This window comes from Rouxiella badensis (assembly GCF_026967515.2).
GTDB classification, from domain to species: domain Bacteria; phylum Pseudomonadota; class Gammaproteobacteria; order Enterobacterales; family Enterobacteriaceae; genus Rouxiella; species Rouxiella badensis.
Map to the genome: position 1 here is coordinate 2,450,308 of NZ_CP114062.1, position 14,411 is coordinate 2,464,718.

A 14,411-nucleotide genomic window follows, 5' to 3' on the forward strand; every position below is an offset into this window, starting at 1 on the left:
GTGGGTGTGATTCACATGTCAGAGTTTAAATTTGCCGATGATTGCCTGCGCCAGCGCACTGATGTTCCGTTATAATCCATGTCAGACTTTAGCAATCCGCGGAACAAACACATGGATTATCAACTTGATTTAGACTGGGACGATTTTCTCGCCAACTACTGGCAAAAGCGTCCGGTCCTGCTTAAACGTGGTTTCAAAAACTTTATCGACCCGATTTCCCCGGATGAACTGGCGGGTCTGGCGATGGAAAACGAAGTTGACAGCCGCCTGGTCAGCCATGACAAAGGGCGCTGGCAGGTTAGCCACGGCCCGTTCGAAAGCTATGACCACCTCGGCGAGAATAACTGGTCCATTTTGGTTCAGGCCGTCGACCACTGGCATGAACCTTCCTCACACCTGATGCGCCCTTTCCGCCAGATCCCAGATTGGCGCATGGACGACCTGATGATTTCCTTCTCTGTTCCCGGCGGCGGCGTTGGCCCGCACCTCGACCAGTATGACGTCTTCATCATTCAGGGCACCGGCCGTCGCCGCTGGCGCGTTGGGGAAAAAATCCCGATGAAACAGCACACGCCGCACCCTGATCTTCTTCAGGTTGAACCGTTTGACGCCATCATCGACGAAGAGATGGAACCGGGCGATATCATCTATATCCCGCCTGGATTCCCGCATGAAGGTTACTCGCTTGAGAATGCCCTCAACTATTCCGTTGGCTTCCGTGCACCTAACTCACGCGAAATGATCAGCAGTTTCGCCGACTACGCGCTGTCTCGCGAGCTGGGCAGCAAACGTTATAGCGATCCAACGCTGGTGAAACGCGATCATCCTGCCGAGATCCAGCAGCACGAGCTTGACGGCCTGCGCAACATGATGCTGGATCTGGTGAACAATCAGGAGCATTTCAACAGCTGGTTTGGGGAGTTCATCTCTCAGTCACGCCACGAGCTTGACGTTGCGCCACCGGAGCCGCCTTATCAGCCGGGTGAAGTGTACGAGCTGCTGGAGTCGGGTGAGACGCTGCAACGCCTGGGTGGGCTTCGCGTTCTGCACGTTGGCGATCGTTGCTACGTGAACGGTGAGGCGATTGTGACCGAACAGACCGCCGCTGCGGATGCGTTGAGCCGTAACCTGACCGTCACTCATGCCATGCTGGGCGACGCGCTCGAGGATCCTTCTTTCCTCGCAGCACTTTGCGCATTAGTGAACAACGGCTACTGGTATTTCAACGACTAAGCCTTAAACGATCCCCTTCTTCGCTCATGGACGAGGGGATCGAACCGCTATCTTTTCTTAGCCGCATTCTCCGCGGTTAGCGCTACAATCCGCATAATCACCGATACCGCACTCTCCATCCCTTCCAGGGTAATAAACTCGTGCTTGCCGTGGAAGTTATAGCCACCGGTAAAAATATTCGGGCAAGGCAGTCCGCGAAATGAGAGCTGTGCGCCGTCTGTGCCGCCGCGAATCGGTTTGACCGTCGGCTGAATATTGCAGTCTTTCATCGCCTGCTGAGCACATTCGATCACATGCGGATGCTTCATCACCTGCTCTCGCATGTTGTAATAGTGATCGTCGAGGGTGACATCGATATAGCAGTCGCGGTGCAGCCCTTCCCCTACCCACTGCGCCACCTCTATGATTTTATGCTTGCGGGCTTCAAACCGAATTCGGTCGAAATCACGCACAATGTAGTGCATTTCGGCGCGTTCTACCGTGCCCTTGATGCTAACCAGATGATAAAAACCGTCATAACCCTGCGTCTGCTCGGGCGTTTCTGAAGCCGGTAGCGCCTGATGGAAACGCGTCGCCAATGACAATGCGTTGACCATCACGCCTTTTGCGCTGCCGGGATGCACGTTGTTACCCACAATTTTGATTGTCGCCGACGCGGCATTAAAGTTCTCATATTCAAGCTCGCCTACCCCGCCGCCATCGACGGTGTAGGCCCACTCAGCGGCAAACTGCTCGACGTCAAAATTCTGCACGCCTTTGCCAATCTCTTCATCAGGCGTAAAGGCGAAGCGCACATCACCGTGAGGAATATCGCCATTTTTGAGCCGCACCATCGCGGTGACTATCTCGGCGATCCCGGCCTTGTTATCGGCACCGAGCAGGGTTTTACCGTCGGTGGTAATGAGGGTCTGCCCAAGCAGTTGATGCAACACCGGGAACATCACCGGAGAGAGTATCTCTTCGCCCTGTCCCAGCGCGATATCACCGCCGCGATAGTTTTCGACAACCTGCGGGTTGACGTTTTTGCCGCTGAAATCAGGCGCTGTATCAAGGTGAGAGATAAAGCCAATGGTGGGTACTGGCCAACTGACGTTGGCAGGCAGCGTAGCGGTCAGGCAGCCTTTAGGGCTCAATACCACGCGGTCAAAGCCGAGCGAGATGAGTTCGTCGCGCAGTGAGAGAGCCAGTTTGACCTGTCCTTCACTGCTCGGGGTGGATTTTGCGTTGGCTTTTGATTGGGTATCAAAAGAGACATAGTGGAAGAAACGGTCAAGCAAGTTATCCATATTCAGGCATCCTCTGGCGACAGAGTTTCATTATGCGCAGCCTGAATATCTCAAATATTGCGTCAGGTCATTTTTAGTACGTTTACAGCCTGGTGGGAAATTAACGCCAGCTGTCGCTCTTCTTGCTCAGAAATGCGTGCACGAACTCGGGAACCACCTTACTGGCAAGCCCGTAAATGCGCTCATCGAATTGGCTTTCGACCTGACTCGGCTCCAGATTGAGCTCGAAGGTATGCGCTCCCTGAACCCGTGCCTCATGCACAAAGCCTGCCGCCGGATACACATGTCCGGAAGTGCCGATAGCAATAAAGAAATCGGCTTTGCCCAGTGCGGTGTAGATTTCGTCCATCCGCAGCGGCATCTCACCAAACCACACCACGTGTGGGCGCAGCGGGGCAGGAAACTGGCAGCAGTGGCAGCGGTCATCAACCGAAAGGTCGTGGTTCCAGTCAAACACCTGTCCCGACTCGGTACAACGCACCTTCATCAACTCGCCGTGCATATGCAGCACCCGAGAACTGCCTGCACGCTCGTGCAGGTTGTCGATGTTTTGCGTAACCAGCAGGAAGTTGTCTCCCAGCGCCTCTTCGAGCACCGCCAGCGCCTGATGCGCCGCGTTGGGCTGAATCGTTTCCTGTTGCAGCTGCTGACGCCGAGCGTTGTAGAACGCCTGCACCCGCTGCGGGTCACGCCGATAGCCTTCCGGCGTGGCAACGTCTTCAACCTTATGCTCTTCCCACAGCCCGTCTGCGGCGCGGAAAGTGCGGATCCCTGATTCGGCCGAGATCCCGGCACCGGTGAGCACCACCACGAACGGTCTTTTCAACTCCGCCGCGGCCATACTGTCGCGATGGAAGATATTCGACCGAAAACGCTGATGGCGTATGCGCTTATTTTTGCGAAACCGACGCAGCCGATGGCGTGTGCGCATATTCACCGCTCCTTTTCTTTATCCGGAAAAACTTCTTTGCTCAAGAAGACTGATTACTGACCACCGCTCAATACGCGCGCGGGGTCGATGCGGCTAGCGCGACGCGCTGGGTACCAGCTGGCGAGCAGGCTCAATACCAGGGCGGTCGCTAAAACGCTTAAAACGTCTAACCAATGCAATTCCGACGGTAGAAAATCGATGAAGTAGATATCACCGGATAAAAATTTATGACCGACCATTTTTTGCAACAGGTTGATGATGTTGGTCAGCTCAAGCGATGCCACCACGCCAATCACCACGCCCAGCACGCTGCCTACCAGCCCGGCCATCAGCCCGTACCAGATAAACACCGCACGGATAAGTCCGTCTTTGGCACCCAGCGTTCTCAGTACTGCGATATCGCTGCTTTTATCCTTAACGGCCATCACCAGCGTGGAGACAATGTTAAAGCAGGCTACACCTATCACCAGCACCATCGCTAAATACATTATGGCGCGGATCATCTGGATATCACGGTACATATAACCGTAAGTCCCTATCCAACTGCTAATGTAGACGTAGGCTTTTGTGACCTCGCCCGCATCGCGTACCAGCTTGTTGGCAGCGAAAACATCGTTAACTTTGATATCGATTCCGGTTACGCTGGATCCCATGTCCTGATACTGCTGGGCATCGGCCAGCGGCACCATCGCCATACTGTGGTCAAGCTGTCCGCTGAGCTGCAAAATTCCGCTCACGTGCAGACGGATACGCTTAGGCTGAAGCAGCTTCATGTCAGGGTCGCTGTTGGGGATCATCACTGTTACCCAATCGCCCTGCTTGACGTTAAGCGCATCGGCAACCCCTTTACCCAGAATCACCTGCTGCTCGCCAGGCCTGAAGTTCTGCCAGGCATCGCCCTGTACAAATTTCGGTGCTGCGCTGATGCGCTCTTCCTGTTGGGGATCAACCCCCTTAACCTGTAGCGCCCTCAGCTTGGCCCCGTTTTCGACCAAACCGCTGAACTGTATGTAAGGCGCCGCCGCAACGATGCCCGGCACCTTCTCGACGCGCTGGATAACGTCTTCCCAGCCAATAAATGGCTGATTAACCGGGCGAATTTCGCCATGCGGTACCACAGCCAGCACGCGGTCCTTAAGCTCTCGCTCAAAACCGTTCATGGCGCTGAGGCCCACAATCAGTACCGCTACCCCGAGCGCAATGCCCAGCGTGGAAATCACCGAAATAAGCGACACCATGCCGCCACGGCGGCGGCCACGGCTAAAACGCAGGCCAATAAGAAGGGAAAAAGGCATAGCTGACATTAACGCGCCCCCAACAGGGTTGAGTCCTGCTGTAACTTACCGTCGCGCATTTCGAGCTGACGGCTGAGACGATTAGCCAGATGCAAATCGTGCGTGACCACCAGGAAAGCCGTGCCCTGACGCACATTGAGCTCGCCGAGCAGCTCAAAGATGCTGTCGGCGTTCTTTTGATCGAGGTTACCCGTTGGCTCATCGGCCAATACCAGTGCAGGATTGTTCACCAGCGCACGGGCAATCGCCACGCGCTGACGTTCACCGCCGGAGAGCTCGGACGGACGGTGCTTGCTGCGATGCTCGAGCCCCACGGCCGCCAGCATCTCACGCGCCTTGTCCTGCACCTCTGACGCCTTGTTTTTACCGATTAGCAGCGGCATGGCCACGTTTTCGAGGGCGGTAAAGTCCGGCAGCAGGTGGTGAAACTGATAGATAAAGCCTAGTTGGCGGTTACGCAGTTCGGCCTTGGCGGAAGAAGACATCGCGTTCAGCGACTGACCCTTAAACACCACCTCACCCGAGGTCGGGGAATCCAGACCACCCAGCAGGTGCAGCAAGGTACTCTTGCCGGAACCGGAGCTGCCCACGATAGCCATCATCTCGCCCGGCTTGATGGCAAACGAAACGTTACGCAGCACGTCGGTATTGAGTTTGCCTTCATGGTAAGTCTTACAGAGGTTTTCGCACTGCAACAACAAAGAATTATTCATAACGTAGAGCCTCTGCGGGTTGGGCGGCGGCGGCGCGCCATGAAGGGTAGAACGTAGACAACAACGCGATGACCATCGCCACCAGCGCAATAACAATAACCTGCATCGGTTCGATGTCGACCGGCAGAGACGCGCCGTCAAGCATCACGCCAATCGCAGGCATGATGGTGTTCAGTTGCGTCGCGAGCAGCACGCCCAGCACCGCACCGAGCAACGCGCCGATGATACCGGCGCTCGCACCCTGCACCATAAACACCGCCATAATCTGCGCGCGGGTCAGCCCCTGAGTTTTGAGGATAGCGACCTCACCCTGCTTTTCCATGACCAGCAGGCCCAGCGAAGTAATGATGTTAAATGCAGCAACCGCCACAATCAGACTCAGCAGCAGGCCCATCATATTTTTTTCCATGCGCACCGCCTGGAACAGCTCGCCGCGACGCTCGCGCCAGTCCTTCCATTCAGTGCCCTTTGGCAGCGCCTGAGTGCTGAGCGTATCGACGTCGAGCGGTTTATTCAGATACAGCCTCCAGCCAGTGACATTGCCCAGCGGATACAGCATCATGCGCGACGCGTCCTGAATGTTGACCAGCATCTCATAGCCGTCAACTTCACTGTTGGCGTCAAAAGTGCCTGCTACAGTAAAAATACGCTGGCTCGGGATATTGCCCATCGGGGTGAACTGGCTGACGCTGGTGACCATCAGACGCAGCTTGTCGCCGCGCTGCACCTTGAGCTGCTGCGCGAGCTGACTGCCGAGGATGACCTTGTACTGGCCCGGCTGTAGGTCCTGCTGACTGACACCCACCAGGGATTTCGAGAGCGTGTCATTCTCCTGAGGGTCAATACCCAGCATCACGCCTACCGCAACGTTACCGGGGCTTTGCAGCACCACGTCACCGGTCGTGAAAGGCACAGCACGATTCACACCCTGCAATTTTGCAGCGTCGTCGTGGGTGATTTGTTTTGGATTTAGCGATCCCTGCGCCGTGGTGATGTACGCCTGAGGCATCAGTCCCAAAATATTACTTTCGAGATCTTTCTCAAAACCGTTCATGACCGACAGCACCGTGACCAGCGCCATCACCCCAAGGGTGATGCCAATGGTGGATAGCCAGGAGACAAACCGCCCAAAGCGGTCTGAAGCACGCCCGCGCATGTAGCGCAGGCCGATAAATAACGCGACAGGTTGATACATGAAATCCGTTAAGTGCAGTAGCTCATTGCAAAGTGATCAAGGATAATAAAGGCTACCAGTGCTTTATGGAACCATTAACGGTGTAACTATGCGGCTTTTATTTATGTAGAGTCGTGTACAAATCGGATTGACCTGATAGCAAACCGCATCGCAAGATACGGTCTGAAAATTCGGACTTCCCCCGCCGACAAACGAGATTGCGAAACTGCTTATGCTTCAAAATATGCCTCAAGAGCCGCGTTATTCACTGCCAGAGCGTCCCGGCGATACCCGTCAGTTGGGGCAACTCACCGGCTCGGCCTGCGCGCTGGAGTGCGCCCAAATCAGCGAACGCCACGCGGGTCCGGTGATGCTTATCGCGCCGGATATGCAAAATGCCTTGCGTCTGCGCGACGAAATTCAGCAATTTACCGAACATAAGGTGATCAGCCTCTCCGACTGGGAAACGCTGCCTTACGACAGTTTCTCTCCGCATCAGGAAATTATTTCCGCCCGTCTGTCGAGCCTGTATCAGCTGCCGACCATGGAGCGTGGCATTATCATCCTTCCAGTCAATACCTTGATGCAGCGTGTTTGTCCTCACGAGTTCCTGCACGGGCACGCGCTGGTGATGAAAAAGGGCCAGCGCCTGTCGCGCGACAAACTGCGCGCACAGCTTGAACAGGCGGGCTATCGCAGCGTTGACCAGGTGATGGAACACGGCGAATTTGCTACCCGTGGTGCCCTGCTCGACCTCTATCCCATGGGCAGTGAAGAGCCTTACCGCATCGACTTCTTCGATGACGAGATTGACAGCCTGCGTCTGTTTGACGTCGATACCCAGCGTACGCTGAGCGAAGTCGAGTCTATTAATCTGTTGCCCGCGCACGAATTCCCGACCGACAAGAACGCTATCGAGCTGTTCCGCAGCCAGTTCCGCGAGAAGTTCGAGGTGCGCCGCGACGCCGAGCACGTTTACCAGCAGGTGAGTAAAGGCACCTTCCCCGCCGGTATCGAATACTGGCAGCCACTGTTCTTTAGCCAGCCGCTGAGCACGCTGTTCAGCTATCTGCCAGAAAATACGCTGGTGCTGAACACCGGTGACCTGGAACACGCCGCCGAACGCTTCTGGCAGGACGTGGTGCAGCGCTACGAGAGCCGCCGCATTGATCCAATGCGCCCGCTGGTTGAGCCTGACCTGCTGTGGCTCAAGGTGGATGGCCTCTATTCAGAGCTAAAAAAATGGCCGCGTATTCAGCTCAAGGCCGAGCGACTGCCGGAAAAAAGCGCCAACACCAACCTGGACTATCAGCCGTTACCAGACCTCTCCGTGGTGCCACAAAACAAGGCGCCGATGGACAACCTGCGCCGTTTCAACGAATCCTTTGGCGGCAGTCTGGTGTTCTCGGTCGAGAGTGAGGGCCGCCGCGAGACGCTGCAGGACCTGCTGGGCCGTATCAAGCTGAATCCGACCCTGATTGAGCGCATCGAAGAGGCTACCGCACCGGGTCGCTACATCATGATAGGCGCGTGTGAAAAAGGATTTCTCGATAACCAAAAACAGCTGGCACTGGTCTGTGAAAGCGACATGCTGGGTGAGCGCGTGGCCCGCCGCCGTCAGGATACGCGCCGTGCTATCAACACCGATACGCTTATCCGCAACCTCGCCGAGCTGCGCCCCGGACAACCGGTGGTCCACCTCGAACACGGCGTCGGCCGCTATCTCGGCCTGACGACCCTCGAAGCCGGCGGTATCAAAGCGGAATACCTGATCCTCACCTACGCCGGTGAAGACAAGCTTTACGTACCGGTCTCGTCGCTGCATCTGATAAGCCGCTACGCCGGTGGCGCAGACGAAACCGCGCCACTGCATAAACTCGGTGGCGAAGCCTGGTCCAAGGCACGGCAGAAGGCGGCAGAGAAGGTTCGCGACGTAGCCGCTGAACTGCTCGACATCTACGCCCAGCGCGAAGCCAAAGCCGGTTTTGCCTTCAAGCATGACAAAGAACAGTATCAGCTGTTCTGCCAGACCTTCCCGTTTGAAACCACGCCGGACCAGTCGCAGGCCATCAACGCGGTGCTGACTGACATGACTCAGCCGCTGGCGATGGACCGTCTGGTCTGTGGTGACGTAGGCTTTGGTAAAACCGAAGTCGCGATGCGCGCCGCGTTCCTCGCGGTTTCCAACAACAAGCAGGTTGCGGTGCTGGTACCGACCACTCTGCTGGCGCAGCAGCACTTCGACAACTTCCGCGATCGCTTCGCTAACTGGCCTGTGCGCATTGAGATGATGTCGCGTTTTCGCAGCGCCAAAGAGCAGCAGGCGGTGCTGGAAGAGGCCATTGAGGGCAAGGTCGATATCATTATCGGCACCCACAAGCTGTTGCAGAGCGACCTGCGCTGGAAAGATCTCGGCCTGCTGATAGTCGATGAAGAGCACCGTTTCGGCGTGCGGCACAAGGAACGTATCAAAGCGATGCGCGCCGATGTCGATATTCTGACCCTGACCGCCACACCGATTCCTCGTACGCTGAACATGGCAATGAGCGGCATGCGTGACCTGTCAATTATCGCTACGCCACCGGCACGCCGTCTGGCGGTGAAGACCTTCGTTCGCGAATACGACAATTTAGTGGTTCGCGAGGCTATCCTGCGTGAAATCCTGCGCGGTGGGCAGGTTTACTACCTGTATAACGACGTGGCAAACATCGACAAGGCCACGGAACGTCTGGCGGAGCTGGTCCCTGAAGCGCGCATTGCGATCGGCCACGGCCAGATGCGCGAACGCGATCTCGAACGGGTGATGAACGACTTCCACCACCAGCGTTTCAACGTGCTGGTCTGCACCACGATTATCGAAACCGGTATCGATATTCCAACTGCCAATACCATTATTATTGAACGTGCCGACCACTTGGGCCTGGCGCAGCTACACCAGCTCCGTGGCCGCGTGGGACGTTCTCACCATCAGGCTTACGCTTATCTGCTGACGCCAAATCCGAAGGCGATGTCGGCGGATGCGCACAAACGCCTCGAGGCGATCGCCTCACTCGAGGATCTGGGTGCGGGCTTCGCTCTGGCGACGCACGATCTTGAGATCCGCGGTGCAGGCGAACTGCTCGGCGAAGATCAGAGCGGCCAGATGACCACCATCGGCTTCTCGCTGTACATGGAGCTGCTGGAAAACGCCGTCGATGCGCTGAAAGAGGGGCGCGAGCCGTCTCTCGAAGACCTCACTACCAGCCAGACCGAGGTTGAGATGCGTATGCCTGCGCTGCTGCCCGAGGAGTTTATTCCTGACGTCAACACCCGCCTGTCGCTGTACAAACGTATCGCCAGCGCACGCAGCCAGCAGGAAGTCGATGAACTGCGCGTAGAGCTGATTGACCGTTTCGGCACCCTGCCAGACGGTGCGCGTAACCTGCTGAGCATCGCCGTGCTGCGACTCAAGGCGAAAGCGTTGGGGATTAAGCGCATCGAGGGCAACGAGCGCGGCGGTTTCATCGAATTCAGCGACAAAAACCGCGTCGATCCGGGGTATCTGATTGGTTTACTCCAGAAGCAGCCTCAGGTGTACCGACTGGACGGCCCGAGCAAGCTGAAGTTTATGCTGGACCTGACCGACAGACCGAAACGCCTGAAATTTGTCGATGAACTGCTTGAGGAGTTCGCCGGGCACCAGCTTCCCGCCTGACGATTTCCTGAATAACCGCCATAAAAAAACCTGAGCTAAAAACTCAGGTTTTTATTTTTAGGATTTGGCGATTAGCTACGCGTTGAGGTCAACTCAAGCTGACCGCTTTTATCCAATGGGATCTTGGTGCCCGGATCGTGGTCCATCCGCACTTTGCCCTGCTGGTCGCCAATTTTATAGGTGACGTCATAGCCCAGCATTTTCTCCGACTTGTCATAGACCGTGGTGCAACGTTGTCTCTGCGTGGAGTAGGTGTCGTTATCCTGCATGCTGCTCTGTACGCGGTTCCCTGCATAGCCGCCACCCAAGGCACCCGCTACCGTGGCCAGGCTGCGTCCGCGCCCACTGCCGAACTGATGGCCTATTACCCCACCCGCTACTGCCCCCAGTAAAGAACCCGCAATCTGATTCTCGTCTTGTACCGGACGACGATGCGTTACCGTCACGTTCCGACACTCCTGACGAGGCGTTTTGGTGGTTTCTTTAATCGGTGTCGCGCTTACGACCTGCGCATACTGCGGACCAGAAGAAAATACGTTCATACTTGCTACAGCTGCGACACCCAGTGCCGCAGCAACGCCGATCCCGACGCCAGCTAACATTGACTTATTCACAGGACATCCTCCTGAAAGTGTTACCACGCATTTTGCTCCCCCCTAACAAAATCCCTCTGAGGAAACGGCGTGCGTGAATCGCCTGCTGTAAAGAGTTCGTTTGAACCTGTGTCAAAGTTTGCGCAATTAGCGTCCGAGGGACAATAAGACTTTTGGATAAAACCAACAGATAAAGTGCAGGTGAAGCAGGAATTGGGAGGATTCTTAAGAGAAGTGCGAGAGAGTGGCAGTAAAAAGCCAACAGTCTATGGCTCGAATCGATTCAGCCTCCGATTTAAAAAAAATCGGAGGCGGGTCAAACGTTTAGTGCAGTTTAAGACGCGGACGAAGCACGCGGTTAATTCTGCCAACAAACATCATCAGGCCTGTTTTTACATACCCGTGCAGCGCAATCTGATGCATACGGTACAAGGAAACATAGACCAGACGTGCCAGGCGACCTTCAATCATCATCGAGCCCTTGGTCAGGTTACCCATCAGGCTGCCGACGGTGCTAAAGCGCGAAAGCGAAACCAGTGAACCGTGGTCCTTATAAACGTACGGCTTCAGGCTCTGACCGCTGCGCTGCGCCAGAATGTTGGCATAGCAACGTGAGGCCATCTGGTGCGCAGACTGTGCGCGCGGAGGCACAAACCCGCCCGCCGGCAGAGCGCAGGAAGCACAGTCACCGATCGCGTAAATATCTGGGTCACGCGTGGTTTGCAGCGTAGGCTCAACCACCAGCTGATTGATACGGTTGGTCTCAAGACCCGCGATATCTTTCATGAAATCAGGAGCTTTAATCCCCGCAGCCCACACCATCAGATCGGCTTCGATAAATTCGCCGTCTTTGGTGTTTAGCCCGTTTTTCTCGGCGCTGGTCACCATGGTTTTGGTCAATACGCGAACACCAATCTTGGTCAGTTCCTGATGTGCAGCGGCAGAAATGCGCGGCGGCAAAGCAGGAAGAATACGTTCACCGGCCTCAACCAGCGTTACGTTCAGCGCCTGACTGTCCAGACCTTCGAAACCGTAGCTGTGCAGCTCTTTCACCGCGTTGTGCAGCTCGGCAGAAAGCTCAACGCCGGTCGCGCCGCCGCCCACGATAGCGATGTTAACGGTGCCCTGTTTATCGGGATTGGCCGAATATTTAAGGAACAGATTTAACATTTCATTGTGGAAACGGTGTGCTTGATGCGGGTTATCCAGGAAAATGCAGTTTTCTTTCACGCCCGGCGTGCCGAAGTCGTTAGAAGTACTGCCCAGCGCCATCACCAGTTGGTCATAGTCCAGATCGCGCTCAGGCACCAGCAGCTCTCCGTTGGTGTCACGGATTTCGGCCAGCTTAATGCTTTTATTTTCGCGGTTGATATCGGTCAGTGTACCGATTTGGAATGTGAATCCATGATTGCGCGCGTGGGCAAGATAGCTCAACGCGTCAACGCCGTCATCCAGGCTTCCGGTGGCGACTTCATGCAGCAGAGGCTTCCACAGGTGGCTGTGGTTGCGGTCCACCAACACTATCTCGGCCTTCTTGCTACGGCCAAGTTTGTGACCCAGGCTGGTTGCAAGCTCAAGACCGCCCGCTCCACCGCCGATAATCACAATTTTCTTCTTTGCTTCAGTCACTATGACTCCCTCAAATGTAAACCAAATGTTATCTAAGGGTAACGTTATTATCCTTAGATAACATAGGGTTGCTCAAGTTAAATCATCTTGAAAGACGAGGATAACATGCGGGAGTCGGATGATTATACCAAAATTGATCTGCATCAATTCTTTTTGACTGCGTCCCAGAGGTAACAAAAATTTTGCATCTTGCTATTCAATCAGTTAGCACCGGGACGCGAAGAGACTATTTTTCAGGAAAGATTTTTGAAGGCGTTGATTCGCTGCAAATGGACCGAGATATCCTTAAACTTATGGCTTTGAACCTGGTCCCAGACGATAGAATAATAGGGAGAGAGAGCCTTGGCCGTTTCGGCGCTGTCGAGGACACCGTCGTCACGCGAGAGGATAACCAGACAGCGACCGCGGTTTTTCTCTCTAAAATCACTGATACATTTGGTCGCAATATCAACGTACTCTTCTGGCCTGTCTATCTTGCCTGTCATGTTGTTCTGTGGTGACAAATTGGGGTTGAACATCACCTGACGAACGCCGCATAAAAAGCCGATCCGTTCTGCCCAATAGCCTCCCAGACCCACGCCGCAAATCACCGTATGTGGGTCTGGAGCCTGTTGCAACGCCTTATCAACTTCCTTAAGCAGGTGCTGCATGTCGTGACGCGGATGCAGCGTGCTGTAGCTGATAAAGCGCACGTCGGGGTCAATAAACTGTAGCTGTAACACCTTTTCATGATTACCCGGACTGGTTGAGTCAAAGCCATGCAGATAAATGATCATATCTTTCCTCATTAAACCTCGGTATCACTGCAAAAGCCTGAAACAGCTAACGCGCTGTCAGGCCTGCTTGTGCGCCTGCCAGCGCTCATTCAGCGCCGTAAGCTCCTGGTGAGAACGCTGCCAACGGCGAGTGTCTCGCAAAGCCTGACGACTGGATTTACCCTGATAGGCCCCACCATGGTACAAGCCCGCCACCTTGTCCGCTTTGACTGGAGACAAGTTATCCAGCACGCTGACCGCACCGTCGCGGTTGTTGCACACCAGAATCATATCGCAACCGGCATCGAGAGAAGCCTGACCGCGTTCGGCGTAGCTGCCCATCACCGCCGCGCCTTCCATCGACAAATCGTCGGAGAAAATCACGCCGTTGAAACCCAGTTCCTGACGCAGGATCTGTTTCAGCCAGTAGGGCGAACCACTGGCAGGACGTGGGTCAGCCTGAGTATAAATCACGTGTGCCGGCATCACCGCGTCGAGCATCTTGCGTTCAATAAGCTGGCGGAAAATCGCCATATCATGAGCGCGAATCACCTCAAGCGGGCGTGAGTCGAACGGCGTCTCTTTGTGTGAGTCTGCGGTGACCGCGCCATGACCCGGGAAGTGCTTGCCGGTGACCTTCATTCCTGCGGCGTGCATGCCGCGGATATAGCGCTCGGCGATATCCAGTGCCTTCTGTGGATTTTCATGGAACGAACGTTCACCGATAGCGGCGCTGATGTGGCCGATATCCAGGACCGGCGCGAAGCTTATGTCGATGTCCATGGCGATCATTTCTGCCGCCATCAGCCAACCCGCCTCTTCGGCCAGACGTCCGGCCTCAGGTTCATCGTTCAAAGCTGCAAAAGATTGCGCCGCCGGAATACGGGTAAAACCTTCACGAAAGCGCTGCACCCTGCCCCCTTCCTGATCGACTGCCAGCACCAGACGTTCGCGGGACGCCGCGCGAATCTGGCGGATCAACTCCTGCAACTGATCCACGTCGTGGTAGTTGCGGGTAAACAGGATCAGGCCACCGACCAGCGGGTGTTGTAAAATCTCACGCTCTTCAGCATCCAGCTCATAGCTGGCGACGTCTAACATTACTGGA

The 14,411-nt window shown here is 55.5% G+C and carries 11 protein-coding genes; 2 read left to right on the top strand and 9 right to left on the bottom strand.

The window, feature by feature from the left end:
* Window positions 1-111: 111 nt before the first annotated feature.
* Window positions 112-1,233, top strand: a complete 1,122-nt coding sequence (locus tag O1V65_RS11360) for a ribosomal protein uL16 3-hydroxylase (RefSeq protein WP_017491955.1) — start codon at window positions 112-114, stop codon at window positions 1,231-1,233.
* 47 nt (window positions 1,234-1,280) lie between these two features.
* Here the strand turns inward: O1V65_RS11360 and pepT are convergent, their stop codons facing one another.
* The 5 genes from pepT to lolC all read right to left on the bottom strand — a co-directional run bounded on the left by pepT (window position 1,281) and on the right by lolC (window position 6,653).
* The gene (gene pepT, locus O1V65_RS11365) at window positions 1,281-2,519 is read right to left on the bottom strand and encodes a peptidase T (RefSeq protein WP_084912427.1); all 1,239 of its coding nucleotides are present in this window, start codon (window positions 2,517-2,519) and stop codon (window positions 1,281-1,283) included.
* Between the two features lie 100 nt (window positions 2,520-2,619).
* Entirely contained in the window at window positions 2,620-3,450 is an 831-nt protein-coding gene (gene cobB, locus O1V65_RS11370; RefSeq protein WP_017491957.1) for a Sir2 family NAD+-dependent deacetylase, read from the bottom strand.
* A 53-nt stretch (window positions 3,451-3,503) separates the two neighbouring features.
* Window positions 3,504-4,745, bottom strand: coding sequence for a lipoprotein-releasing ABC transporter permease subunit LolE (gene lolE / locus O1V65_RS11375; RefSeq protein WP_206024005.1), 1,242 nt, complete (start codon window positions 4,743-4,745; stop codon window positions 3,504-3,506).
* A gap of 8 nt (window positions 4,746-4,753) precedes the next feature.
* Window positions 4,754-5,458, bottom strand: a complete 705-nt coding sequence (gene lolD, locus O1V65_RS11380) for a lipoprotein-releasing ABC transporter ATP-binding protein LolD (protein WP_017491959.1) — start codon at window positions 5,456-5,458, stop codon at window positions 4,754-4,756.
* The gene (gene lolC, locus O1V65_RS11385) at window positions 5,451-6,653 is read right to left on the bottom strand and encodes a lipoprotein-releasing ABC transporter permease subunit LolC (protein WP_084912425.1); all 1,203 of its coding nucleotides are present in this window, start codon (window positions 6,651-6,653) and stop codon (window positions 5,451-5,453) included. Before lolC ends, lolD begins: the two co-directional genes overlap by 8 nt.
* 223 nt (window positions 6,654-6,876) lie before the next feature.
* Here lolC and mfd point away from each other — a divergent pair, with 223 nt between their 5' ends.
* A complete protein-coding gene (gene mfd, locus O1V65_RS11390; RefSeq protein ID WP_084912441.1) occupies window positions 6,877-10,326 on the top strand; it encodes a transcription-repair coupling factor in 3,450 nt (1,149 codons plus the stop codon).
* A 71-nt stretch (window positions 10,327-10,397) separates the two neighbouring features.
* On the opposite strand, the gene O1V65_RS11395 is transcribed toward mfd, so the two are convergent.
* The 4 genes from O1V65_RS11395 to nagZ form a co-directional block, all read right to left on the bottom strand.
* Window positions 10,398-10,940 (bottom strand): glycine zipper 2TM domain-containing protein, encoded by a 543-nt coding sequence (locus O1V65_RS11395; RefSeq protein ID WP_026110759.1) that lies wholly within the window; start codon window positions 10,938-10,940, stop codon window positions 10,398-10,400.
* 303 nt (window positions 10,941-11,243) lie between these two features.
* The gene (locus O1V65_RS11400) at window positions 11,244-12,548 is read right to left on the bottom strand and encodes an NAD(P)/FAD-dependent oxidoreductase (RefSeq protein WP_017493567.1); all 1,305 of its coding nucleotides are present in this window, start codon (window positions 12,546-12,548) and stop codon (window positions 11,244-11,246) included.
* 233 nt (window positions 12,549-12,781) lie between these two features.
* Window positions 12,782-13,324 carry an alpha/beta hydrolase YcfP gene (ycfP, locus tag O1V65_RS11405; RefSeq protein WP_017493568.1) on the bottom strand — a complete coding sequence of 181 codons (543 nt, stop codon included), beginning with the start codon at window positions 13,322-13,324 and terminating at the stop codon, window positions 12,782-12,784.
* 57 nt (window positions 13,325-13,381) lie between these two features.
* The gene (gene nagZ, locus O1V65_RS11410; RefSeq protein ID WP_017493569.1) at window positions 13,382-14,404 is read right to left on the bottom strand and encodes a beta-N-acetylhexosaminidase; all 1,023 of its coding nucleotides are present in this window, start codon (window positions 14,402-14,404) and stop codon (window positions 13,382-13,384) included.
* Between the last annotated feature and the right edge of the window lie 7 nt (window positions 14,405-14,411).